Origin of the sequence: Paraburkholderia sp. GAS82 (assembly GCF_050436285.1) — a bacterium.
Taxonomy (GTDB): Bacteria; Pseudomonadota; Gammaproteobacteria; order Burkholderiales; family Burkholderiaceae; genus Paraburkholderia; species Paraburkholderia phenazinium_B.
The window spans coordinates 127543-151403 of sequence record NZ_JBNDLX010000016.1; the positions used below are offsets into that span (position 1 = coordinate 127543).

At 64.6% G+C, this 23861-nt stretch carries 22 protein-coding genes; 3 read left to right on the top strand and 19 right to left on the bottom strand.

Annotation, left to right across the window (positions count from 1 at the left end):
- Window positions 1-42: 42 nt before the first annotated feature.
- The 3 genes from P3T17_RS35670 to flgB form a co-directional block, all read right to left on the bottom strand.
- Window positions 43-765 (bottom strand): flagellar hook assembly protein FlgD, encoded by a 723-nt coding sequence (locus P3T17_RS35670; protein ID WP_074262859.1) that lies wholly within the window; start codon window positions 763-765, stop codon window positions 43-45.
- An 11-nt stretch (window positions 766-776) separates the two neighbouring features.
- The gene (gene flgC / locus P3T17_RS35675) at window positions 777-1202 is read right to left on the bottom strand and encodes a flagellar basal body rod protein FlgC (protein ID WP_074262860.1); all 426 of its coding nucleotides are present in this window, start codon (window positions 1200-1202) and stop codon (window positions 777-779) included.
- Between the two features lie 108 nt (window positions 1203-1310).
- A complete protein-coding gene (gene flgB / locus P3T17_RS35680; RefSeq protein WP_074262861.1) occupies window positions 1311-1808 on the bottom strand; it encodes a flagellar basal body rod protein FlgB in 498 nt (165 codons plus the stop codon).
- 220 nt (window positions 1809-2028) lie between these two features.
- On the opposite strand from flgB, the gene flgA reads away from it, so the two are divergent.
- From flgA to P3T17_RS35695, 3 genes are all read left to right on the top strand, one after another.
- Window positions 2029-3594 (top strand): flagellar basal body P-ring formation chaperone FlgA, encoded by a 1566-nt coding sequence (gene flgA / locus P3T17_RS35685; RefSeq protein ID WP_429411638.1) that lies wholly within the window; start codon window positions 2029-2031, stop codon window positions 3592-3594.
- Window positions 3595-3759: 165 nt separating this feature from the next.
- A complete protein-coding gene (flgM, locus tag P3T17_RS35690) occupies window positions 3760-4116 on the top strand; it encodes a flagellar biosynthesis anti-sigma factor FlgM (protein ID WP_074262863.1) in 357 nt (118 codons plus the stop codon).
- 74 nt (window positions 4117-4190) lie between these two features.
- Entirely contained in the window at window positions 4191-4634 is a 444-nt protein-coding gene (locus P3T17_RS35695; protein WP_074262864.1) for a flagella synthesis protein FlgN, read from the top strand.
- 251 nt (window positions 4635-4885) lie between these two features.
- Here P3T17_RS35695 and P3T17_RS35700 read toward each other — a convergent pair whose 3' ends face one another.
- The 16 genes from P3T17_RS35700 to P3T17_RS35775 form a co-directional block, all read right to left on the bottom strand.
- Window positions 4886-5620 (bottom strand): RNA polymerase sigma factor FliA, encoded by a 735-nt coding sequence (locus tag P3T17_RS35700; protein WP_074262865.1) that lies wholly within the window; start codon window positions 5618-5620, stop codon window positions 4886-4888.
- A 28-nt stretch (window positions 5621-5648) separates the two neighbouring features.
- Window positions 5649-6518, bottom strand: a complete 870-nt coding sequence (locus P3T17_RS35705) for a MinD/ParA family ATP-binding protein (RefSeq protein ID WP_074262866.1) — start codon at window positions 6516-6518, stop codon at window positions 5649-5651.
- Entirely contained in the window at window positions 6511-8442 is a 1932-nt protein-coding gene (flhF, locus tag P3T17_RS35710) for a flagellar biosynthesis protein FlhF (protein WP_429411640.1), read from the bottom strand. Before flhF ends, P3T17_RS35705 begins: the two co-directional genes overlap by 8 nt.
- A 204-nt stretch (window positions 8443-8646) precedes the next feature.
- The gene (gene flhA / locus P3T17_RS35715) at window positions 8647-10749 is read right to left on the bottom strand and encodes a flagellar biosynthesis protein FlhA (protein WP_429411642.1); all 2103 of its coding nucleotides are present in this window, start codon (window positions 10747-10749) and stop codon (window positions 8647-8649) included.
- Window positions 10746-11954: a flagellar biosynthesis protein FlhB gene (gene flhB, locus P3T17_RS35720; protein ID WP_429287760.1), complete on the bottom strand. Its 1209-nt coding sequence runs from the start codon at window positions 11952-11954 to the stop codon at window positions 10746-10748. Before flhB ends, flhA begins: the two co-directional genes overlap by 4 nt.
- 252 nt (window positions 11955-12206) lie before the next feature.
- The gene (locus P3T17_RS35725) at window positions 12207-13478 is read right to left on the bottom strand and encodes a DUF3443 domain-containing protein (protein ID WP_429411644.1); all 1272 of its coding nucleotides are present in this window, start codon (window positions 13476-13478) and stop codon (window positions 12207-12209) included.
- 23 nt (window positions 13479-13501) lie between these two features.
- A complete protein-coding gene (locus P3T17_RS35730) occupies window positions 13502-14020 on the bottom strand; it encodes a DUF2844 domain-containing protein (protein WP_074262870.1) in 519 nt (172 codons plus the stop codon).
- 282 nt (window positions 14021-14302) lie between these two features.
- Entirely contained in the window at window positions 14303-15010 is a 708-nt protein-coding gene (cheZ, locus tag P3T17_RS35735) for a protein phosphatase CheZ (protein WP_074262871.1), read from the bottom strand.
- 1 nt (window position 15011) lies between these two features.
- A complete protein-coding gene (cheY, locus tag P3T17_RS35740; RefSeq protein WP_074262872.1) occupies window positions 15012-15407 on the bottom strand; it encodes a chemotaxis response regulator CheY in 396 nt (131 codons plus the stop codon).
- A gap of 113 nt (window positions 15408-15520) precedes the next feature.
- Complete coding sequence (locus P3T17_RS35745) at window positions 15521-16621, bottom strand: protein-glutamate methylesterase/protein-glutamine glutaminase (RefSeq protein WP_429411654.1); 1101 nt, start codon at window positions 16619-16621, stop codon at window positions 15521-15523.
- A gap of 5 nt (window positions 16622-16626) precedes the next feature.
- Window positions 16627-17406 (bottom strand): chemoreceptor glutamine deamidase CheD, encoded by a 780-nt coding sequence (cheD, locus tag P3T17_RS35750; protein ID WP_074262874.1) that lies wholly within the window; start codon window positions 17404-17406, stop codon window positions 16627-16629.
- Window positions 17403-18353 carry a CheR family methyltransferase gene (locus tag P3T17_RS35755; RefSeq protein ID WP_429411656.1) on the bottom strand — a complete coding sequence of 317 codons (951 nt, stop codon included), beginning with the start codon at window positions 18351-18353 and terminating at the stop codon, window positions 17403-17405. The genes cheD and P3T17_RS35755 overlap by 4 nt, the downstream gene beginning before the upstream one ends.
- 201 nt (window positions 18354-18554) lie before the next feature.
- Window positions 18555-20429: a methyl-accepting chemotaxis protein gene (locus P3T17_RS35760; protein ID WP_429411646.1), complete on the bottom strand. Its 1875-nt coding sequence runs from the start codon at window positions 20427-20429 to the stop codon at window positions 18555-18557.
- 43 nt (window positions 20430-20472) lie between these two features.
- Window positions 20473-20988 (bottom strand): chemotaxis protein CheW, encoded by a 516-nt coding sequence (cheW, locus tag P3T17_RS35765; protein ID WP_074262876.1) that lies wholly within the window; start codon window positions 20986-20988, stop codon window positions 20473-20475.
- Between the two features lie 64 nt (window positions 20989-21052).
- Window positions 21053-23359: a chemotaxis protein CheA gene (cheA, locus tag P3T17_RS35770; protein ID WP_429411648.1), complete on the bottom strand. Its 2307-nt coding sequence runs from the start codon at window positions 23357-23359 to the stop codon at window positions 21053-21055.
- Window positions 23360-23442: 83 nt separating this feature from the next.
- Window positions 23443-23820, bottom strand: coding sequence for a response regulator (locus tag P3T17_RS35775; protein WP_429411650.1), 378 nt, complete (start codon window positions 23818-23820; stop codon window positions 23443-23445).
- Window positions 23821-23861: the final 41 nt, after the last annotated feature.

Here is a 23861-nt window from a genome sequence, read left to right on the forward strand (position 1 = left end):
TCTCCGTTCCGGGAAATGTCTAAATTTGGTTGAACTGATTGCTTAGAGGACTGCCGCGACCGAAGTCAGGGCGACCGTATTGCCATTCGACAGCACGAGACTCGGTGCGCCGCCGGTACCCTGTACGACGCTTTCCACGGTACCCGGGGTCAGGGTCGTGCCCACGCCTGCAGCACCGTTGATCGTGCCGGTGGCGGTGATCGTGTAGGTGCCCGTCGGCAGTGCGGCACCCGTCGAATCGACCGGGGTCCACGTCACCGGCACAGTACCGGCCGGTTGCGCGCCCAGATCGAGCGTGTTGACGATCTGGCCTGCCGAGTTCACGACGTTGACCTTCATGTCCGACGCCGCCGAGGCCAGCTGCACGCCGAATTCGGTCGCCTTGCCGGAGGTCACCGAAATGGAATTGCCTGGGGCCAGCACGCTGGAACCGATCAGCAGTGCAGCCTGCGAGGTCTGGCCTGCGTTGAGCTGCGTCGCCAGCGAGCTGAGCGACGTGTTCAACTGGCTGATGCCCGTCACCGTGTCGATCTGCGCGAGCTGCGAGGTCATCTGCGAGCTGTCCATCGGATTGGTCGGATCCTGGTTCTGCATCTGCGTAATCAGCAGCTGCAGGAAGGTGCTTTGCAGATTCGCACCCGAGGTCGCCGAGCTGCTCGAGCTGCTGCTCGACGCACTGCTCGCCGAGCCCGTGCCGTTCATGGTATCGAGCAGCGTCTGCGAGACCTGGGTCCCGCTGCCGCCGATGGTGGTTGAAGTAGTCAAGGAGGCGCTCCTCAGGTTCCGATCGTGAGTGTTTTCAGCATCAACTGCTTCGCTGTGTTCAAGGTTTCGACGTTCGCCTGGTAAGCGCGCGACGCCGAGATCATGTTGACCATTTCTTCCACCGGATCGACGTTCGGCATCGTGACGTAGCCGTTCGCGTCGGCCGCGGGGTTGCCCGGGTCGTAGGTCTGCTTCATCGGCGTCGGATCGTCGACCACGCCGGTCACCTGCACACCGCCCACCTGCTGGCCGGATGCGGTGCGCGCGCCGCCGATCGGATTGACCGCGAACACGACCTGCTTGGCCTTGTACGGCTGGCCGTCAGGACCCGTCGTGCTGTCGGCGTTCGCCAGGTTCGACGCCGTCACGTTGAGCCGCTGCGATTCGGCCGACATGGCCGAACCGGCGACATTGAAAATATTCATCAGGGATGGCATAGCTTCTCCGACCTCTCCTGCCGGCAGGTTCCGGCTTGATTGTTTCCCGTGGGCGTGGTTTTTAGCGGTTACATCCAGCATGTGCGCCGGTCGTCGCACCGGACTCCATCAGGAGCCCGACGTGATCACCGACAGCATCGATTTGATCTGATTCGAAACTTCCGTCATGGCCGACTCGAAGTGCAGGGAGTTATCGGCGAACTGCACGCGTTCCGCGTCGAGGTCCACCGTGTTGCCGTCGAGCGAGGGTTGCGTCGGAATGCGGTACTGCAATTGGCCGTAGTCGTCGCTCGGACCGCCGGTCGCAATCAGGCTGGCCTTGCCGGCCATGTGGCCCGGTTCGGTCGAGGCCATCGTCATGCCGCTCGTCACGCCGGCAGGTTGCGCCATCGCCAGCGTCGAGTTGTTCGATGCGCCGGTGCCGGTGCTGCTGCCGTCCGTCTTTCTCAGAGCGCCCGCGAGCGTCGACGAGAAATCGACGTCACGCGCCTTGTAGTTCGGCGTGTCGGCGTTCGCAATGTTCGACGACAGCAGTTCCTGCCGGTAGGAGCGGACATCGAGCGCCTGACGGCCAAAGGCGAATTCGGCATCGAGTTTATCTAGCATGAAAAATCTCCGGATAACGTTCCCGCGTCTGGCGCTCGATCAGGGAGCACAACATCTGCGGCGACCCAAAAGGGCTTTTTGCATGAGATGCATCTTAGGCGGGGCAGGCAAGCGGCAATCTTCTGAATAACCGGGGAAGGTCGCCTCTATTCAACGTTTGCGCCGGGAGCCGCGTCACTAGAATGCAACTCGTACCCTTGCCTCACGCTGGAGATGCACGATGGCCCGATCCACTCCCGATGTGCTGCCGCCGCGGCGCCGCATCGTTGCACGACACACTGCCGCCTGGCTGGTGTGTGCCGTGGCGGGTGCGTGGTGTGCGTCTGCGGCGCTGGCCCAGGAGGCCAGCGGCCCGATCGTGATTCCCGGTCCGGGCGAACAGAACCCGGCCGATCTCGCGCGCATGACCGCGCTGGCGACGTCCAGCAATGCCAGCCCGCGGACGATCAATCCGCAGCTCGCGGCGACGCTCGCACCGCCTGCGCAGTCTTCGACGCCGCAAGCGACCGATCGCTTTACCAGGCTGTCGAACGCGAGCGGTGCCATTGTGATTCCGGGTACCGATGAGGCATCCGCGTCCGGCGCGCCAAATGTTCCGGCGAACACGACGGTCATCCAGCAAGCCAGCCCGGCGAATACGGCCAGCCTTACCCGCGTCAATATGAATCCCGCGCTCGCCGCGAGCCAGGTCGTGCCGGTGGTCGTCACGTCGATGCCGGCGCGTGCGACGTACGGCGCCGCACTGCGGCCCGTAAATGCCGCCCCGGCTGCCGCACCTGTCGGCGTGCCGGCCGTCGCACCCGCCGTGACCGCTGCGAGCAGCGTCGAAATCGACAGCCTCGCTTCGCGCGGCGAGCCGCCCGAACTGGGCGCGAGCGCGGCAGGCCGCAATCCGGCGCCTCACGTTGCTGCCGCGCCGGCTCAAACGACACTCCCCGTAAAGAATCAGGCGCAGGCGCTGGCGGAAGCCGCGCAGCGCGCGCAGGCAATTCAGGCGCTGCAACAGGCTCAGGCGGCTCAGGCCGTTCAGGCGCTGCAGCGAGCGCAGACTCCGCAACCGGCGCCCAAGCCGGTGCTGGCCGCCTCCAGGGTTCAGCCGGTCCAGACTGCTGCCGCAATTCAGGCATCGCAGCCGGCTCAGGCTAGCCCGCCCGTGCCCGAAGGTCAGGAAGACGGCCAGCTGATCCACACCGCCGCGCTGGACTTCCTCAAACAGCAGGCCAATGGCCTGCCGGGCCAGGTGGAACTGAGCGTTGCCCAGGCTTTCCCGCGCGGGCTTGCCGCCTGCGACACGCTGCAGGCGTTCATGCCGCCCGGCGCGCGCCTGTGGGGCCGCACGACGGTGGCGGTGCGCTGCACGAGTGGCCACCCGTGGACGGTCTGGCTGCAGGCGAAAGTCTCGATCCATGCGACTTACTACGTCGCCGCGCGCGCAATGATGCCCGGCGAGGTGATTTCCGACGCCGATCTGGTTCCTCGCGACGGCGACCTGACCATGCTGCCGGCGTCGATCGTCACCGTGCCGTCACAGGCAGTCGGTTCGGTCACGTTGATGCGCGTGAGTATGGGCTTTCCGCTGCGTCAGGACATGCTGAAGAGTGCCGCCCAGGTGACGGCCGGACAGAGTGTGCGGGTGGTGGCGCAGGGCGACGGGTTCTCGATTTCGTCGGAAGGCAGCGCGCTCAGCAATGCGACGCCAGGGCAACCGGTCAGGGTGAAAACCTCAACCGGGCAGATCCTGATGGGCATCGTGAAGGACAGTTCGACGGTCCAGATCCAGATGTAGATACCCGGGATCTGAACCTGAAAATGGCGCCCGTGACAGTGGCGTTCAAAGGGTTTTGGGGGAAGAAGGCGGCCGGTGGGGCCGTTACAAACGGATACATCGATTGAGCTAAAGTTTGGTTTCTTGAATGCCGTTAAAGGAATCAAATAGTTCAGGAAGCCAATCGTGAAAATCGATTCCACCACCAATAGCATGCCGGACAGTCTGACGGGCAGCGCGGCAACGCGTACCCAGCAGGACAGCTCGGCCCCGGCGGCTTCGACCGCCCAAAGCGCGGCAGCCGCCGCGCAAGCCGCCACCGGCTCGGGTGGCGACGCGAATGTGAGCCTGTCGGGCCTGTCGTCCAGCCTGCGCAGCCTGGCGGCATCGGGTTCGGCAGACATCGACACCGCTCACGTCGAATCGATCAAGCAGGCCATCAAGAACGGCACGCTGACGATCGATCCGGGCAAGATTGCTGACGGCGTGCTCGACACGACGCGCAGTTTGTTGCAAACGAGAGCCCCGGCGACCGGCAATTGAGGTTGGACGCCGCGAGGCGTCACCTTGAAACCCGGCCCGCACGCTTTGTGCGGGCGCCGTGAGAGCGACTTGTGATGAAAGACGCGCTGCTTGCCACTGTGATCGATGAGTACTCGACCATCGAAGAATTCGCTTCTGTTCTGGCTATCGAGCAGAAAGCGCTAACCCAGGTGGAACCGGCCGAGATGTTGCGGCCGGTTGTCGAAAAGAAAACCGAACTGGTCGGCAAGCTGGCCTCGCTCGAGAAGATCCGCGACGCGCAGCTCGCCGAAATGGGTCTGCCGGCCGGCTGGAACGGCATCGAGCTAGCCGCCGGACGCGACCCGAAGCTCGCCGAACAGTGGTCGTTGCTGCAGCAATCGGTAGAGCGCGCACGCCGCTCCAACAAGACCAACGGTGTGCTGATCCGCACCCGCATGGAATACAACCAGCGCGCCCTCGAGGTGCTGCAGGTGCGTCCGAAAAAGCCCTCGCTGTATGGGCCGGATGGACGAGTGCCAGGGTTCGGCGGCCTGTAATTCCGGACGCTCCCCCGCTCATCGAACTCCAATCCAGTCTGTCCTGAATGCTCGCTGAGTCGGTCTGACCGTTTTCAGACCGACTCAGCGCAGCCTGCCGTTTGGCGCCTGTCCGCCGCCTGCGCTTGCCGCACTTTTCCTGCTTTCCTCTCAGCACAAAAAAAGCGCCGTCCCTTTACATCGGGACGGCGCTCATTGCGCTTGAATCATGAGCGGCGGGTAACGGCGGTGAACCGCCGGCCGCCGTGGTGTTACTCCGCTTCAGCCTTGGCCCAGGCCATCTCGCGCAGGCGCGTGCGCAGCCGTGCAACCGCCTGGCTATGCAGCTGGCAAACCCGCGATTCGCTAACTTCCATCACCGCACCGATCTCGCGCAGATTCATGCCGCGTTCGTAGTAGAGCGACATCAACAGCTTTTCGCGTTCCGGCAGACGCTCGATCGCTTCGACCAGCGCCGAGCGCAGGCTTTCGTCGAGCAGTGCCGAGAGCGGGTCCGAGTGGTCGACGCAGTAGCGGTCGAGGAACGGCTCATCGTCGGCGGAGCGATCGAAGTCTTCGTAGTAGATCAGCTGGCTGCCATGCAGGTCCTGCAGCATCGCCTGATACTCGTCGAGCGGCATCTTGAGGTGACCGGCAATCTCCGTCTCGCTCGCCGAACGGCCGAGTGTCTGTTCGACCTGATGCACGGCCGTCTCCACCTCGCGCGAGGTGCGGCGCAGGCTGCGCGGCAGCCAGTCGTTGCTGCGCAACTCGTCGAGCATCGCGCCGCGGATCCGCTGGCTCGCATACGTTTCGAACTGCGCGCCCTGGTCTTCCTTGTAGCGACTCGCAGCATCGAGCAGGCCGATCATGCCGGCCTGAATCAGATCGTCGAGATCGACACTCGCCGGCATCTTCGCCACCAGCTGCAAGCCGAGCCGCCGCACCAGCGGTGCGTATTTGGTCAGAACCTCGGCTTGGGAAATCTTTCCCTGAGCGTTGTACATCGTGCTCCCCTTGTCCGCGCCCCGCCCTTCAGGCGTGCTGCACAGACGGTTGGTCGGCGTGTTGCGCCGCTGTTACTGCCGCCGGCGCCACCCATTGGTGACGTGACGACATCGCTGGCCGCATTGGCCAGTACTGCAATTCGGCGGCGAGGTGCCGATAATCCCGCGCAGCAGGGGTCGACGGAAACGCGTCGACCACGCAGCGCGACAGTTCGAGCGCCCGGGCCATGCGCGGGTCGGCGGCGATACAGCCCGCGCCTTCCAGCGACACAGTCAGATAACGCCCCGCCACCCCCGCGAGGTTTTCAAAAGCGGTGTGCGCGTCGGTGACGCTATGCACATGGTTCACCAGCACCCTGAACTGCCCGATGCCGTGCGCGTAATGCAGCCGCTTCATGCAGGCATACGCATCGGTAATCGCCTGCGCAGCGACGCGCGTGACGATCAACAGGTCGTGCGCCTGCATCGCCAGCGCAGAGAGCTGACCGAGCCGGTCGAGTTGCGCATCGATCAGCACGATGTCCGCGGGACCGTCCAGCACCACACTCAATTGCGCCGCCGTGTAGCCTTCGCGATTGCTGCGCGAGGCGCTCAGCACTGAAAAGCCCAGTGCATGACGCGCCACGGCGGCATCGAGCGATATCTCGCCGCGTACCACGGCGGCGAAGTTGGCCGCCCCCTGTACGCCGCCGAGCATGGCGCCCACCGAGTAATCGCCAAGGCACTCGTCGATCACGAGTACATCCTTGCCCTGCTCCACGAGTGCCGCCGCCAGATTGACGACGGTCGTGGTACATCCGACGCTGGTCGAACCGCCCGTTACCGCCAGCACTCTTGAACCGCTGCGGGCCAGCAGGCGCCGCAGTCCTTCTGCCTGATCCGAGACGACCTTATCCAAAGCGGACCTCGTGCAGTTCGGCCGTCGAGCGTGCTGAGAGCGCCGAAAGCAAGGCCGGAATATCGTCGTCCTGTGGCACGAACGGCGAACTGTCGCGCGGAATGCAGAAAGCGCTTTTGATCAGGAATTTCTTGGTTGCGACGTACAGGTTCTCGGGCACCTTCTGCCCGGTCGAGACGTAATGCACCGGCAACTTGTAGCGGATCACCGTGTCGAGTACGCCGCCCAGGTTGGTCGCCTCGTCGAGCTTGGTGAGGATGCAGCCGGCGAGCGGTTGTTGATCCGGCCCGCGCTGGTAGGCCTGCACGACTTCGTTAAGCGTGTCGCCATGGCACGTTGCGTTCAGCAGCAGCAGGCGCTGCACCGGTTGTCCGGCGCGGCACAGCATGGCGATCTGGTCGGAGACTAGGCGGTCGCGCTGGCTCATGCCGATCGTGTCGATCAGCACGATGTGCTTGTTGCGCAGCTCGGCGAGCGCCAGTTGCAGATCGGCGCCGTCCTTCACTGCGTGAACCGAAACGCCGAGGATCTTGCCGAAAATGCGCAGTTGCTCGTGACCGCCGATCCGGTAGCTGTCGGTCGTCAGGAGTGCCACCTTGCTGGCGCCGAAGCGCATCACGCAACGCGCGGCAAGCTTGGCCGTGGTCGTGGTCTTGCCGACACCCGTCGGGCCCATCAGGGCGAACACGCCGCCGCGCTCCATCAGCGCGTCTTCGTTTTCCATGATCGGCAGGTTCGACTCGAGCACGTTGCGCACCCAGTCCATCCCGCCTTCCATGTTGTCGATCTCGGGCGGCAGGTTGTCGACCATCATCTGCACCAGTTGCGCGGAGAAACCGGCGGCGAACAGGTGCTTGGTGAGCGAGGCGCGCGTCGGGCTGCGACGCTGGCGGTCGGCCCACAGGAGACCGGCGAAGTGTTCCTCCATCATGCCGCGCATCGAGGAGAGCTCGCTCATCACCGTTTCGTTGACGACCTGCTCCATGCGAGCCTTGATCGCTTCGGTGACGCTGGCGGTGGTGCTGGCTGCGGCACGTGCGTCGTCCGCCGGAGTGGCCGGGCTCGGCTTCCTGCTAGCGCGGCGCGCGGCGAGTTGTGCAGCTTCGCGGGCCCAGTCGGGCGTGTCGGCGAGGTTCGACGGCTGACGCGTGCCGACCTGGATGTCGACCGGTGCGCCGAGGCCCTTGGCCATCGCGGCGGCCGGTGTCATCGACGACGGCCGTGCGCTGTAGGCGCCTTGCTGCTTGCCGGCGATATTGCGGGCGTGGTCGATCAGCCAGGGATTCGTTTCCGCCATCGTGCGCGGGGTGGCCGGCGAGAACGGCATAAACTGCGGCGCCGGGACGCCGGCGGCTTTCAGCACGTCGGCGCGGATGTCGTCGCCCGAGCGCGGCATCTGCGGCATCTGCGCCTGCGGTGCGGCTTGCATCGACGGTGTGCTTTGCGCCGCGTGAGCGGCTTGAGCCTGCGGCGCGAGCGGTGCGGCCTGGGCCGACGAAGCGTACGGCGAGGCCTTGGCCGGCTCTTCCGTTACGGCTGCCTGTGCGGGTGCAGCGGCCTGTGCCGGCGCGTTGCTGGCCGACATGCTCTCCGTGCCGGCTTCCGGGCTTGCGCCGAACACCGACGAAAACACGTCCGGCATGCCGCTCGCGTACGGATTGGACTGCATCATCGGCGTGCTGCGCGGTGCCGGTGCTGCCGGGCTCATCGCAGGGGCCGCGCTGTTTGCGCTGCTGCCGTTATTCGCGCCGTTACGCGCCTTCGGAGCGATTGCCGCGAGCTCGCTATCGGCGAGCGCCACGATCTCGACGGTGCCGTCTTCGATCGTGCGGTTCGACAGCACGACCGCGTCGGGGCCCAACGCCTCACGAACGAGGCGTAGCGCGTCACGACTGGTAGCACCGACAAATTTACGAATGTTCAAGCTGGACCCCCGATGAGGTTGACGGACCGGCGACATACCGCTTTCCATTGAGATCGATTATTGCGAAAGATGTCGAGAGACCATCGCTTGATAAAGACAGGGAAAAGCAGGCAATTCGCGTGATGGGTAGTACGCCGGGGCCGCGCTGCAAGGGTCCCCAAATGAAAACCGGCGCCTGAAGCGCCGGTCTGAAGCGTGAGCGGGTTAGCCTTTCCCGCCTATCAGATTCACCACCTTGACGTTGCGGGTGTCGGGCACCTCCGCATACGACAGCACCTTCAGCTGCGGCAGGTTGCGGCGCAGGAAGCGCGCCAGCATCGGCCGCAACGCGTGCTGCACCAGCAGCACCGGCGCGAGCCCGAGGTTCTGCTGGCGCGTCATGGCCTGTTGCGTCTCGGTCATCAGCGTGTGCGCGAGACCCGGTTCGAGACCAGGGTTTGCCCCAGTCGAAAGCGCCTGCGAGAGCACCCGTTCGAGGTTCGAATCGAGGCCCATCACCTGCATGTCGCCGGTGCCGGGGAACCACTGTTGCGTGATCGCGCGGCCCAGCGCCAGACGCACGGCTGCCGTCAGCTCGTGCGCGTCGGTGACCTTGGGCGTGTGCTCGGACAGCGCTTCGAGGATCGTGCGCATGTCGCGGATCGGCACACCTTCTTCCAGCAGGTTCTGCAGCACCTTCTGCAGCGTGGTGAGCGAAAGCGCCTTCGGAATCAGATCGTCGACCAGCGACGGCGTGTCCTTCTGCATGCGCTCGATCAGCGCCTGGATTTCGCGGCGGCCGAGCAGCTCGGAGGCGTGCGTGACCACCAGGTGATTCAGGTGCGTCGCGACCACGGTGCTCGAATCCACCACGGTATAGCCGTACACCTGGGCCTGCTCGCGCAGATTGGTGTCGATCCAGATGGCCGGCAGGCCGAACGCCGGATCCTGAGTCGGCGTGCCCGGCAGCGCCGCGCTCACCTGCCCCGGATTGATGGCCAGCCACTGGCCCGGATAGGCCTCGCCGACGCCGACCTCGACGCCCTTCAGCGCAATCCGGTAACCATTGGGGCGCAGTTCCAGGTTGTCGCGGATGTGGATCACCGGCGGCAGGAAGCCGATTTCCTGCGCGAACTTCTTGCGGATGCTCTTGATCCGCTTGAGCAGTTCGCCATCCGAATTCTTGTCGACGAGCGGAATCAACCGGTAGCCGACTTCGAGACCGAGCGTGTCGATCATCGTCACGTCGTCCCAGCTTGCTTCGGTGTTTTCGGTCGGCGTGAGCGCTGCCGGCGCCACGGTGGCGAGGGCCGCGGTGCTCTTCGCTTCCGTCGCGCGCTTCTTCATCATCCGGCCAAGCTGGATCAAACCACCGCCCAGCAGCAGGAAGGCGAAGTGCGGCATGCCCGGGATCAAGCCCATCAGCACCAGAATGCAGCCCGTGATGATCAGCACGCGCGGGTTCGTGAACAACTGCCCGGTCAGCTGCGTGCCGATGTCCTCGTTCGTGGCCACGCGCGACACGATCACGCCGGCGGCGGTCGAGATCACCAGCGACGGGATCTGCGCGACGAGGCCGTCACCGATGGTCAGCAGCGTGTAGTTCTTGGCGGCGGCGGCGAAGTCCATGTTGTGCTGGACCACGCCGACGATCAGCCCGCCGATGATGTTGATCACCATGATCAGCAGGCCGGCAATCGCATCGCCGCGCACGAACTTGCTGGCGCCGTCCATCGAGCCGTAAAACTCGGCTTCCTGTGCGACTTCGAGGCGGCGGCGGCGCGCCGCGTCTTCGTTGATGATGCCGGCGTTCAGGTCGGCGTCGATCGCCATCTGCTTGCCGGGCATCGCATCGAGTGTGAAGCGCGCGGACACTTCGGCGATCCGGCCCGCACCCTTGGTGATCACCATGAAGTTGATCACCATCAGGATGATGAACACCACGATCCCGACCGCGAAGTTGCCGCCGACGAGGAACTGGCCGAACGACTCGATCACCTGTCCAGCGGCAGCCGGGCCGGTGTGGCCTTCGAGCAGCACGACCCGGGTGGAGGCCACGTTCAGCGAGAGGCGCAGCAGCGTCGAGAACAGCAGCACGCTCGGGAATGCGGCGAAGTCGAGCGGCTTCATCGTGTACATGCTCACCAGCAACACCATCACGGACAGCGCGATGTTGAAGGTGAACAGCAGATCCAGCAGGAACGGCGGCAACGGCAGGATCATCATGCCGAGGATCATGCAGATCAGCACCGGGCCTGCGAGTGCCCGCAGGTTGGTGTTGCTCAGCGAGTCCGGCCGTCGGGACAGGAAACCGGCGCGTGCGTTCATGCGGAGGCTCCAGATGCCTTGTCGTCTTCGTTAAGCGCTTCGGCGGCTTCCCGATCCGCCTCTTCGTCGGATACCGGACCCTGGTCCAGATCGGCGGGAACTTCGAGTTCGGTCGGGGCAACCGGCACCACGCCGCCTTCGGTCTTGAAGCGGCGCAATTGATAGACCCATGCGAGCACTTCCGCGACCGCGCCATACAACTGGCCCGGAATTTCGCGGTCGAGGTCGACGTTGTGATACAGCGCCCGCGCCAGTGGCGGGGCTTCGAGCAGCGGCACGTTGTTCTCCACAGCAAGCTGGCGAATCCGCGCGGCGACGAGGTTCACCCCTTTGGCGACGACGCGCGGCGCGCGCATCTCGCCGTCGCTGTACTGCAGCGCGACCGCGAAGTGCGTCGGGTTGGTTACCACCACGTCAGCCGTCGGTATCTTGGACATCATCCGGCGCCGCGCGGCTGCGCGCTGCTGCGCCCGGATGCGGGCCTTGAGTTGCGGATCGCCTTCGTTTTCGCGGTGTTCGCGCTTCACTTCTTCCTTCGTCATCCGGAGTTTCTTGTGGTAATTCCAGATCTGATACGGGACATCGAGCGCTGCCACGAGGAACATGCCGGCGACCGTCATGCCGCAGCACACGGCGATCAGGTGAGCCGCATTGGCGAGCGCCACGGTGAGCGGCTGGGTCGCGAGCGCGAGGATCTCCTCGCGGCGGTTCCAGACCGAGACGCCCCCGACCCCGCCCACGACGATGGTCTTGGCGAGCGACATGCCGAGCTGGATCGGCCCGTTGATGGAAAAGATCCGGCCAAGGCCGGCCATCGGATCGAGCCGGCTGAATTTGGGTTGGAGCGCCCCTGAGGAGACGTGCCAGCCGCCCAGCGCGAGCGGCGAGAGCAGCGCGGCGCCGCCGGTCAGGGCGAGGATCGGCACCAGTGCACGGAGCGCCTGCATGCCGTCGACACTTGCGCCGATCAGCATGCGCCGGGTTTCGAAGACGCTGTCGTGGTTGAACATGAGCGCGCCGCGCAGCATCGATCCGAGATGATCGCCGATGCTCCCCGACAATGCCCAGACGCCATAGAAACCGGCCGACAGCAAGGCAAACGAGACCAGTTCCCGCGAACGAACGATCTGCCCTTCCTCCCGTGCCTTCTCCAGGCGCCGGGGGGTGGCGTCTTCTGTTTTTTCGAGGTCGCTTTCCCCTGCCACGCAGCTCTCCAGACGGTCGAGGCACCATGCCCAATTCCAGTGAGAGCGATTATTCCTGCAGAACTCAAGCCATGATCGGCGGATAAGGACGGGGAAACGGGGGTATTTCGGGAGATGGAGCGGCGCGGGGGGCCGCTACGGGCGGGAGGGGGAGGGGCCGGGCGAGGAGCCGGGGGGCGCTGCCGCCGCGGGCCGCCCGTTCCGGGGCCGGGAGGCGTGGAACGGGCGGAACGGGGCGCCGTGGACCCTGGATCAGTAGCCGACGTAAGGTGCCTGGCCGCCGCTCGCGGTCTGGTCGATGCCGAAGTACATATAACGGCCGTAGAAGAACGGCAGGCCGATGTCGAAGCTGCCCGAGGTGCCGATCTGGCCAGCGAGATCGTTGAAGGCGTAGTTGTTGCCGTTGCTGAACAACGTCGACGCGCTCAGGATCCCGACGTTAGCCGCAGCGGAGACGCCGTTCAGGCCAACCACGGTGACCGTACGCGTCTGCGCCGTCGAAGGGCAATAGAAGCCGCTGAAATTGCTGCCGCACAGCGCCAGGGTGCTGTCGGTGAAGAAGTAAGCGTTCGAGCCGGAATCGAAGAAGGCCGACAACGTGCTGCCGTTGAACGTGCTGTTGTTAAGGTCACCGAAGGCATCGGTCGTGAAGGTCTTCGCCGCCGCGAGCGCGTTGTTCGACTGCGTGCCGATGCCGAACACCAGCGTACCGGTGGCTGATCCGGCTCCGTTGTTCGAAACAGGCGCCATCTCGACAATCACGCCGTTGTTGTCGGTGGCGAAGTGTGCGACCGGGTTCGCCACCTGGTCGCCCGTCGGCACCTGAGCGGTCGTGCAGCTCGAGCCCGAAGTCGGACACGAGTAATAGTTGCTGAACTGCGCAAACGTCGTCGAACTCGCGCAAGTCGCGCCGCAGTCGTACGGTGCATTGCCAATGCCGAGAATGCCATTGGCGCCAAGCGCCGCAGGGGTGTTCTCCTCAGAGCCGATCGCACAGCCCGACGGCACAGCGTTACTCAAGTCACCCAATACCTGGACCGGAATGCTCGTAGCGGTCTCGCCCGCAATCTGTACGGTTGCCGTGCGCACCGAGCCCCAGGAAAAGCCATCCGCGAAATTCGTGCATTCAGCCAGCGTGCCGGACGCACCGCTGGGGATAGCAGCGTCAGGCAGCGCAACGCTCAACACGCCGCTGGCGATCCGCAGCCCATACGAACCGGTATCCACCTGCACATTTGGAATGGTCTGGCAGGTACTCGTCCCGGGCACGCAAACCGTGACGCTCACCGTCGGAATGTTGATGACGTTCGCCACGCCCGTGCTCACCGTGATCGCGGCGGTGTTCGCCGCAGTCGCCGCAACCGGCTGTGCGGTCGGGCTGGCCGGCAACGAGCCGTTATTCGCACTCGACGAACTGGAACTGTTGTTGCTGCCACCGCCTCCGCCACACGCGGCAACCAGCGACACCAACGCGACCGTCACCGCGACCTGCGCCCACCCTCTGAGCTTTGCTGCAAATTGCATGTCTCGTCTCCCGTCCGTCACTGTCAGTGGATGTCGGAACCGCTGACGCCGGCAGGCAGCGCCTGCGGCAGCCATGCATCACCCGAGAATGCGCCCATATGGCCACCGGAATGGACCACCAGGCCGCTCTGCTCGACCGCGACCGGACCGTGGCCGCCGCGCACCGCGCGCACGGCCTCGACACCGGCCAGGTATTGCGGGAAATAAGTACCGAGCAGATTGTTCAGATCAGGCATTTGCGGCCCGTTCCAGCCGAGGCCGAAGACGGTGCCGTCCGCGGCGAGATACTCGCGCACGACTGTGCCGCTGCCGTAGGTCGTCTGACGTACGGTGTATGAAGAACTGCTGCTGGCTGCGGAGGCGGCGCCGGATGCGGCGTGTAGAACGGCGACAGGGGAAACGGTCTGGGAACTGACGGACGCGCCGGCGGGCGGCGTCATCGGACTCCCGCCCAGCGCCGCGTGAGCGGACTGAACGGCGGGCACCACGCAGGACAATCCGAGCGCTGTCATGACGACGGCGCGGCGTACACGACTCAGCATAGCCACACTCCTCCCGGTCAACTGCGATACGGCCCGTGCATCGCACGTGCGCTCGCATTTATCCAAGATCATACGGTACCGGGCCACTGCTCCGCAGGAAGGTTTCCTCCAGGGTGCCTGGCCGGGGTATCCGCTATGCGCGATGGCTAGCCGGCAAGAAACCTGCGCCCGGAGTGCGGGACGGTACACGGCGGCGCCGAACGCTGTGGAGCGGGGCGCGTGCCATGTTCGACCGCCGGGAGCCGGCGCGGTTCAGATGTGGAAAGCTGTTCGAAAGCCGTGTCAGAAGCCAAGGCTCGCCAGCAGATCGTCGACTTCGCCTTGATCCTGCATCACGTCGGCCTTGCCTTCCGGGTTGATCTGCGGCCCGTTCAGCAGGTTCTCCGGGCTGCCGGTCGACGAGGGTTCGGCCGCCAGCGCCGCTGCCGTTGCCGCGAACTGCTCGCGCCGTTCGAGCGCGATGTTCTCGATCAGCACGCCGAGCAGTTGCTGCTCGATCAGATACACGACCTCGGTGATCTTCTTGATGACCTGGCCGGTCAGATCCTGGAAGTCCTGCGCCAGCATGATCTCGAGCAGCTGCTGGTTGGTGGCCGTCGTCACCTCGGGCACGCCACGCAGAAAGGTCCGCGTGTCGTTCATCAACGCGCGCACTTCCTCGCGTTCGATCGGCGCCGCATACCATTGCTCCCAACGCGCGTCGAGCACCGCTGCGTCCTGCTGCAACTGCTCCTGCAACGGCTTGGCGACCTCGATCGAGCTCAGCACCTTTTCGGCTGCCTGCTCGGTCATGTTGGCAATGTACTTCAGACGGTCGCGCGCGTCGGGCACCGCTTCGGCGGCGCGCTCGACGTGCTTGTCGATGCCGAGCTCGCGCATCGAGTCGCGCAGTGTGCGCGTCAGTTGCCCGATGCGGGCAAGGATGCGATCGCTTGCAAGGTCGCCGCCGTCTTGCGCTTCGACGGCTGCCGCGTTGGTCGGCTGGTTCACGTCAGCTCCCGGCTTTCGCCATCTTCTCGAGAATCTTGTTGAGCTTCTCGTCGAGGGTTACCGCTGTGAACGGCTTCACCACATAACCGCTCGCGCCGGCCTGCGCCGCCGCGATGATGTTTTCCTTCTTCGACTCGGCCGTCACCATCAGCACCGGCAAATGCGTGAGGCTGGCATCCGCGCGGATTTCCTTGAGCATGGCCAGACCGTCGAGGTTCGGCATGTTCCAGTCGGAGATCACGAAGTCGTACTTGCCGCTACGCAGACGCGCGAGACCCGCCTGGCCATCTTCCGCCTCGTCGACGTTCGAATAGCCCAGCTCCTTCAACAGATTGCGGACAATCCGGCGCATCGTCGGAAAGTCATCTACGACCAGAATCTTCATTCCCTTATCCATTTCAATTCCCTTTCCCTAATCCCAGATGGTGCAGCGAGTGTGTCGACTGGAGTCCGCGTTTCAGCGCTGACTCAGGTCCCATGCAAGACGCCTGCGTTCTGACCCGGCGCGCATCATACCCGCTGGACGCGTTCACCCGTCGACGAAAGACGCGCCATGACGCGCCGGCTCATCTCGGGCAGCGAGGTGATTTCGTCGGCAGCGCCGAGTGCGATCGCCTCGCGCGGCATGCCGAACACAATGCAACTCGCTTCGTCCTGCGCAAGCGTATACGCGCCTGCTTTTTTCATCTCCAGCAGTCCAGCCGCACCGTCGCGGCCCATTCCCGTGAGAATCACGCCCACCGCATTCTTGCCGGCGTGCTGCGCAGCGGAGCGGAACAACACGTCGACAGACGGACGGTGCCGGTTTACCGGCGGGTCGTCGGAGAGGTGTGCAATATAGTTCGCGCCGCTACGTGCTAGCAACAGGTGAGCGTGACCGGGGGCAATATACGCGTGTCCCGGCAGCACACGTTCGCCGTGCTCTGCCTCTTTAACGGTAATTCTGCACAAGCCATTAAGGCGTTGAGCAAAAGATTTTGTAAACCCTGGCGGCATATGCTGTGCGATCAGCACCGCGGGGGCGTCTGGCGGCAGCGGCACGAGCACTTCGCGGATCGCTTCGGTGCCGCCCGTCGAGGCGCCGACGATGATCAGCTTTTCCGTACTCAGCAGCGGGTTGTTGAAGTTCGGCGCCGGCGTCGCAGCCTGGGCACCCGCCGCGTGGCCGGCCGCCGTGCCGGCGTGATGCACCGGGGCAGCCTGGCGCACGCGGGCGCGCGCAGCGGCGCGGACCTTGTCGGCGAGCTTCTCCGAGTAGTCGAGCATGCCGTCGCGGATCCCGACCTTCGGCTTGGTCACGAAATCGACCGCGCCCAGTTCCAGCGCGCGCAGCGTGATTTCGTTACCGCGCTCGGTCAGCGACGACACCATCACCACTGGCATCGGCCGCAGACGCATCAGCTTCTCGAGGAAGTCGAGACCGTCCATGCGCGGCATTTCAACGTCGAGCGTCAACACGTCCGGGTTGTGCTGCTTGATGAGTTCGCGCGCGACCAGCGGGTCGGGCGCGGTTGCGACGACGGTCATGTCCGGCTGGCCATTGATGATTTCGGTCATCAGGCTACGGATCAGCGCCGAATCGTCGACGCACAATACCTTGATCTTTTGCACAGCTCTCACGCCTCCTCGGCAGTTCTGGCGTTGTTTGAATTATTCGGACGCGGGCTCGCGCCAAATAGCTCGATGCGCGGCTTCGCAGCCGGGGCGCCCGTCCCTGAACCAGCAGCGGCCCTTGCACCAAACAGCTCGATTTTTGGCCGGCCGCCAGCCGGCGCGGCAAACAGCTCGACGCGTTCGCGGGCCTTTGCGAGACGCTCGGCGCGCTGCTCGGAGGTCTGCCGGGCGAGCGCCTGTTCGCGCTCGGCCACCCCGGCTTCCTGCTGCAGGCGCAGTTTTTTCACCATCACCTGGCCGGTGCGCGGCATGAAGGCGACCTTGCGCGGATGGCCGCCTTGCAGATCCTCGGCGGTGATGCGGATTTTTTCGAGCGCCAGATAGCGGCGCACGAATTCCGAATTGCGATCGCCGATGTTCATCGTCGTCATGCCGGCGAGCACCGCGGCGCCGCCGAATACCTTGGCCTCGAAACGTTCGCGCCGGCCGCCCGCCTTGATGAGCTCGTTGATGAGCACTTCCATCGCATAGGCGCCGTAACGCATCGAATCCGAGGCAGCCTGGCCGACGTCAGCGCCGTCGTCCGGCAGCATGAAGTGATTCATGCCGCCGATGCCTGCCGTGTGGTCGCGGATGCAGGCGGCCACGCACGAGCCGAGCACCGTAACAAGCACCATGTCGTCGTGGGTCGTATAGAACTCGTTCGGCAACAACTTCACGCCGGGGCGCTGGAAGTGATTGTCGAAGTACAGATTGGTGGCGATCGGCAGGGCGCTACTCATACAGTCACCCCGCTAGTCGACGAGTGAGCCGGTTGGGTCTGGCCGCGTTGACCGGCGCGCGCTGCGCCGCCGTCGCGGGTCAGTTCGTAAACAGTCTGGCCACGCAGGCGGAACGCCTGGGTCACGTAAGTGAAGTTCTCCGAGTGACCGGCGAACAGCAGGCCACCGCCCTTCATGAGCGGCTCGAAGCGCGACAGCACCTGCGACTGGGTCGGCTTGTCGAAGTAGATCATCACGTTGCGGCAGAAGATCGCATCGAACTGCGAGCGCAAACCGTAGTCGCGGTCGGTCAGGTTCAGCTGCTGGAAACGGATCATCGCGCGCACTTCCGGGCGCACTTTCACCATGCCCGCGTGCGCACCGGTGCCCTTCAGGAAGAAACGCTTGAGCCGTTCCTGCGAGAGGTGCTTGACCTGATCGAACTGGTACATGCCTGCTTCACCCTTGGCGAGCACCTGGGTGTCGATGTCGGTGGCGAGCACCGTGGCCTGGCGCGCGGCGCTGTCGCCGAGCGCTTCGATCAGCGTCATCGCGATCGAATACGGCTCTTCACCGGTCGAAGCCGCCGAGCACCACACCGACACGGGTGCCTGACGGCGTGCAACGAATTCAGCGAGGATCGGGAAATGGTGCGCCTCGCGAAAGAACGCGGTCAGGTTGGTGGTCAACGCATTGGTGAACGCCTCCCACTCGGCCGGATCGTTCTCCGACTCGAGCAGATCGAGGTATTCGCGGAAGCTGTCGAGACCGCGCGCACGCAAACGACGCGCGAGCCGGCTATACGCCATGTCGCGCTTATGGTCCGACAGCGAAATGCCGGCGCCGCGGTGGATCAGTTCGCGAATGCGAGCGAAATCCGCCGAGGTGAATTCGAAATCACGTCCCGGGTCAGCGGCTTTTGCCGGTTCGACCTTGTCGGGACGAAGCTGTGCGCGCGTTACCATTATCAAAGTTCCTGCCTGCGATACGAAGCGTCGCTCGCGGCCTCAGGGGAATTCCCTGCGGGGCGAGTGATGTGCATCGCGGGGTCGCGCCTGCCCGCGAATGTTTCCTGACCGACGGCTCGAACCACGCCTTGCGAGCGTGCTTCAATGAATCGCCCGTACTGCGGCGAGGAGCCGAAAGCCTGCATAACTAACCATCTTCCCTTAGAACGTTTCCCAATCTGCATCCGGGCCTGCCGCGGATGCGCCTGTTGCGGCCGGCCGTGCTGCGGGCGTCGCGGCGCTGGCCGAGGTCTTCGGCCGCAGCGCGGGTTCGGTACGTGCCGGTGCGCTCGCGCGCGGTGCGTCGTGCTTGATGTCCTGCTTCGCGTCGTGCTTTGTATCGTGCTTGGCGTCGTGTCTGGCTGCCGCTGCCGGCGCATGGCCTGACGCTGCGGCCGCCTTCGGCGCGGCTGCCACAGGTTGAGCTGCCGCGCGCGGCGCGGCTTTGCTGCGTGCCGAAGCAGCGCCGGCGGCGCGTTGCCCGCCTTCCACGCGCCAGCCGCCCACCACGCTGCGCAATTGCCGCGTCTGCTCTTCGAGCGACGCCGCCGCTGCGGCCGCCTGTTCGACGAGCGCTGCGTTCTGTTGCGTGACTTCGTCCATCTGCACCACGGCGCGGTTGACCTGTTCGATGCCGGTCGACTGCTCTTCCGACGCCGCGCTGATCTCGCCCATGATGTCAGTCACGCGACGCACGGCCTGGACGATCTCTTCCATCGTCGAGCCTGCGCGGCCCACCAGGGCCGAGCCGCTTTGCACCTTGTCGACCGAGTCGCCGATCAGTTCCTTGATTTCCTTGGCGGCGCTGGCGCTGCGCTGCGCGAGGTTGCGCACTTCGCCGGCCACCACTGCGAAGCCGCGGCCCTGCTCACCCGCGCGAGCTGCTTCCACAGCAGCGTTCAGCGCGAGGATGTTGGTCTGAAAGGCGATCCCTTCGATCACGCTGATGATGTCCACCACCTTGTTCGAGCTGGTGGCGATGTCCTGCATCGTATGCACGACCTGGCCCACTACGTCGCCGCCACGCGTCGCGATGTCCGACGCGTTGACCGCGAGCTGGCTCGCCTGGCGGGCGTTCTCGGCGTTCTGCCGCACGGTGCCCGTCAGTTGCTCCATGCTCGATGCGGTCTGCTGCAACGAAGCGGCCTGCTGCTCGGTGCGCTGCGACAGATCCGTATTGCCCATGGCAATTTCGCGCGCACCGGTGTCGATCGATTCGGTGCTGCCGTGCACGCCTTTGAGCATCGTCGAGAGGCTGTCCTGCATCTGCTTGATACCGCGGAACAGGCGTCCGATTTCGTTGGTGCTGGACACCGTTACCGCGTGCGTCAGGTCGCCTGCGGCGATCCGCTCGAAACACTCGGTGGCGTCCATGAGCGGCTGCACGATCAGGCCGCGCAGCGCGATGCGGATCACCACCACCAGCACCAGCGCGAACACGCCCACTGCGATGATCAGCGAGGTCATCAGCGTGACGTTCGACTGGGCCGCCGTCTGCTGATCGGCCGCGCGTTGCTGCAGTGCCTTCACAACCGCCGAGGCGGAGTTGTCGTAGGCGATAAAGAGCGGGCTGATTTTCGTATCGGCAATGGCATGAAAGGCGGCCTGGTCGCCTGCGTGCAGCGCTGCGAACTCCGGCTCCACGCCGTCGTGCATCACGGTTGCGCGGCGCGCCAGCAGGTCGTCGAGCAAGGCCTGGTCGATGCCGGACTTGGGCGCATCGAGAAACGTCTGCCAGCTCTCATTGCCCTTGCCGAGCAGCTCCTGGCCACGGTCCAGTACCTTTTTCGCTTCGTCGGCATTGCCGGCGGCAGTGAGCGTGTTGTACCGGTCGACTGCAACGCGCGAGCGCAACAGATACGACGAGGCATCGTCGAGTGCGTGAATAGCCACCAGATCGCCGCGCGCAATGCCGTCGAGCGACTGGCTGGCGCGGCTGAGTGCGGTCAGGCCGAGCGCGCCGACTACGAGCGTGAGCGCCACCAGAACGATTCCGACCACGGTCAATGAGGTACGAATCGACCACCTGCTTAGCATCTTGATGCTCCCTAATGTCCCGTCACATGCATGCCGATCGCGGTTATCCGCCGATCGTTTCGATCAAAGCCATTTCGCGGCTGGTCATGAGCTTTTCGATGTCCATCAGGATCAGCATGCGGCCGTCGACCGTACCGAGACCCGTCAGGTATTCGGTGGTCAGCGTCGCGCCGAATTCGGGAGCCGGCATGATCTGGTCCACCTGCAACGTCAGCACGTCCGACACGCCGTCCACCACCATTCCGACCACGCGATGCGCGACGTTCAGGATGATCACCACCGTCTGGTGGTCGTACTCTACGCGGCCCAGATGAAACTTGATGCGCATGTCGACGATCGGCACGATGATGCCGCGCAGATTGATGACGCCCTTGATGAAGTCCGGTGCGTTCGCGATGCGCGTCACGCTGTCATAGCCACGAATTTCCTGCACCTTCAGGATGTCGATGCCGTACTCTTCGGCGCCGAGCGTGAAGACGAGAAACTCCTGGCCGCCAGCGTCTGCCTGCAGCGCATCGCGGCGGCTGACGCTCGAATTGATGGATTGGACTTCTGCCACGTTAGCCCCCAAACGGTTGGGATGAAATAAGTTAAGTAAAAAGTTGCCCGAGGTTGCCCGAGGCCTATGCGAGACTCATTGCGCCGTGCGCGTTGCGCGTCTCGCGGTTCAGCGCCGCCACGTCCACGATCAGCGCGACACTGCCGTCGCCGAGAATGGTCGCGGCGGAAATGCCGTGCACCTTGCGGTAATTCGTTTCCAGATTCTTCACGACCACCTGTTGCTGGCCGACCAGTTCGTCGATCAGCATGGCGAAGCGCCGTCCTTCGGTCTGCATGATCGTGACGATGCCCTGGGTCGGCTCCTTCTTGGCGTCTTCCACCGAGAACACTTCGTGCAGCGCGACGAGCGGCAGGTATTCACCGCGCACGCGCACCACGCGTTCGCCGGCGGCCACCGTGTAAATGTCTTCTGCCTGCGGCTGCAGCGACTCCATCACGAAGTTCAGCGGCAGAATGAAAATCTCGTTGCCGACCTTCACCGACATGCCGTCGAGAATCGCCAGCGTAAGCGGCAACACGATGCGCGTGGTGCTGCCCTTGCCTGCCTGCGAGCTGATCTCGACGTGACCGCCCATCGACTGGATGTTGCGCTTCACCACATCCATGCCGACGCCGCGGCCCGACACATCGGTCACCTGTTCGGCGGTCGAGAAGCCCGGCAGGAAGATCAGGTTCCAGACTTCGTCGTCAGTCATGCTTTCACTGACCTGCATGCCCTGCTTGGCAGCCTTGGCGAGAATCTTGTCGCGGCGCAGACCGGCGCCGTCGTCGCTCACTTCGATCACGATGTTGCCGCCGTGATGCGCGGCCGACAGCACCAACTGGCCGGTCGAATCCTTGCCCGCCGCGCGCCGTGCTTCCACCGTTTCGATACCGTGATCGAGACTGTTGCGCACGAGGTGGGTCAACGGGTCGATGATCCGCTCGATGAGGCTCTTGTCGAGTTCGGTCGCCTGACCGAAGGTGACGAGTTCGACTTCCTTGCCGAGCTTCGCCGCCAGATCGCGCACCAGACGCGGGAAGCGGCTGAACACGTAATCCATCGGCATCATGCGGATGGACATCACCGCTTCCTGCAGATCGCGGGCATTGCGCTCCAGTTGCGCCATGCCGTTGAAGAGACGGTCGTGCAATGCCGGATCGAAGGTGCTGGTGGTCTCGGCCAGCATGGCCTGGGTGATCACCAGTTCGCCGACCAGGTTGATCAGCTGGTCGACCTTCTCGACGCCGACCCGGATCGAACTGCCTTCGGCCGCGGCCGCAGCCGCCGGACGCCCACTCTTGCGGTCGGATTCGCCTGCGCCCGCTGCTGCCGCGGCCGGTGCCGGCGCGGGAGCAGGGGCCGGTGCGACCGCCGCCGGCGTGGGCGCCGGAGCCGCAGCCGGTGCTGCCTGCGTCGGCGCTTCGAACAATCCGTGCGTCGGCGCTGCTGTGCTTGCCTGCGGCGCGGCAACCGGCGCGGGGGCCGGTGCCGGTGCAGGCGCCGGTGCATGCTCCGCAGCGGCAGGCGTTCCAGGTTCGCCTTGCTGCGATTCATCCACCGGTGCTGTGCCGCGGCCAATCGAGATCTGACTGTCGTCGATCACGAAACAGCACACGGCGATGATGTCGTCGGACGTGACATCGGTCTGCAGCCACAGCGTGAAATCGCCGCCTGCCTTGACCTGCCCAACGATATGCCCCAGGTTGCCGAGCTCTTCGGCCAGCAGTTCCTGGTCCTTCTCACCTACACCCCGTAGCGTGATTTTCAGATGCGGGCCGCTGTCTTCGGCGGCGGTCCCGGTTGTTGCTGTTGTCGCTGTTGTTGTTGCGCCGGTCTGGGCCGGTTCAATGCCTGATATCTCGCTCGCCACGTCGACGGCCTGATCGACCACGTGCGACGGCGGCGGCCCGTCATCGGCCTCGACGACTGCCGGAGCCGACACAGCCACTTCCGGTGCTGCCGCAGCGGCCGGTGCCGGCTCGCTCTCGCCGCGGATGCTTTCCGCGTAGAGATGTTCGAGCTTGGCGCAGATCGCTTTCGCCACCGCCGCGTCCGGCTCGGCGCTCGCGCGGTAGTCTGCGAGCTGGCCGGACAGCACGTCCTTGGTCTCGAGGAACGTGTCGATCATGTCCTTGCGCAGCACGAGTTCGTTGTTGCGCGCGCGATCGAGCAGCGATTCGAGGATGTGGGTCGTTTCGGTCAGTGCCGTAAAGCCGAAGGTCGCTGCGCCGCCCTTGATCGAGTGCGCCGCACGGAAAATCGCCGCGAGGTCTTCCGGATCCGGATGGCCAATGTCCAGATTGAGCAGCAACTGCTCCATCTGCGCGAGCAGTTCGTCCGCTTCGTCGAAGAACGTCTGATAGAACTGAGTAATATCGAGTGTCATGCCTGGGTCACCGCGAGAGATCCTGTCTGGGCTTTGGCAGCCGTGCCGCTTGTCTAAAGGCGCTGTTTAAAAAGTTGTGTGGCTCAGGCCTCGCCAGGCTCGGCAAGCGCCGCGACCAGCTCGGTCAACATGTCCGGGTCGAGCGGTTTTTCAATCCAGCCGGTCGCCCCCGCCGCTCGCGCCGCCTCCTTGAAAGGTTCGCCGGATTCCGTCGTAAGGACGAGGATCGGCGTCGCCTGGTAAGCCGGGTTGCCGCGCAGCGCGGCGATCAGATCGAGGCCGGTTCTGCGCGGCATATGCTGGTCCGTCAATACGAGGTCAAACGGCATCGCGAGCGCATTCTCGAGGCCCTCTTCGCCGTCCGCGGCGAGCGTCACCTCATAGCCGGCCGTCGTCAGCGTGGCGGAGAGAATCTGCCGCATCGATGCCGAGTCGTCGATTGCCAGAATGTGCCTGATCATTAAATCCTCGCTGCGCTCACTATGAATCGCCTGACTGTGCC

What these genes read in the sequence shown, in the direction of transcription:
- P3T17_RS35730 (WP_074262870.1), bottom strand. Translation starts at nt 14,020, where the DNA reads ATGCTGAGTCGTGTACGCCGCGCCGTCGTCATGACAGCGCTCGGATTG.
- P3T17_RS35695 (WP_074262864.1), top strand. Translation starts at nt 4,191, where the DNA reads ATGAAAGACGCGCTGCTTGCCACTGTGATCGATGAGTACTCGACCATC.
- P3T17_RS35760 (WP_429411646.1), bottom strand. Translation starts at nt 20,429, where the DNA reads ATGCTAAGCAGGTGGTCGATTCGTACCTCATTGACCGTGGTCGGAATC.
- P3T17_RS35725 (WP_429411644.1), bottom strand. Translation starts at nt 13,478, where the DNA reads ATGCAATTTGCAGCAAAGCTCAGAGGGTGGGCGCAGGTCGCGGTGACG.
- cheY (WP_074262872.1), bottom strand. Translation starts at nt 15,407, where the DNA reads ATGGATAAGGGAATGAAGATTCTGGTCGTAGATGACTTTCCGACGATG.
- flgC (WP_074262860.1), bottom strand. Translation starts at nt 1,202, where the DNA reads ATGCCATCCCTGATGAATATTTTCAATGTCGCCGGTTCGGCCATGTCG.
- flgA (WP_429411638.1), top strand. Translation starts at nt 2,029, where the DNA reads ATGGCCCGATCCACTCCCGATGTGCTGCCGCCGCGGCGCCGCATCGTT.
- cheA (WP_429411648.1), bottom strand. Translation starts at nt 23,359, where the DNA reads ATGACACTCGATATTACTCAGTTCTATCAGACGTTCTTCGACGAAGCG.
- P3T17_RS35775 (WP_429411650.1), bottom strand. Translation starts at nt 23,820, where the DNA reads ATGATCAGGCACATTCTGGCAATCGACGACTCGGCATCGATGCGGCAG.
- P3T17_RS35700 (WP_074262865.1), bottom strand. Translation starts at nt 5,620, where the DNA reads ATGTACAACGCTCAGGGAAAGATTTCCCAAGCCGAGGTTCTGACCAAA.
- flgB (WP_074262861.1), bottom strand. Translation starts at nt 1,808, where the DNA reads ATGCTAGATAAACTCGATGCCGAATTCGCCTTTGGCCGTCAGGCGCTC.
- flhA (WP_429411642.1), bottom strand. Translation starts at nt 10,749, where the DNA reads ATGAACGCACGCGCCGGTTTCCTGTCCCGACGGCCGGACTCGCTGAGC.
- cheD (WP_074262874.1), bottom strand. Translation starts at nt 17,406, where the DNA reads ATGAGTAGCGCCCTGCCGATCGCCACCAATCTGTACTTCGACAATCAC.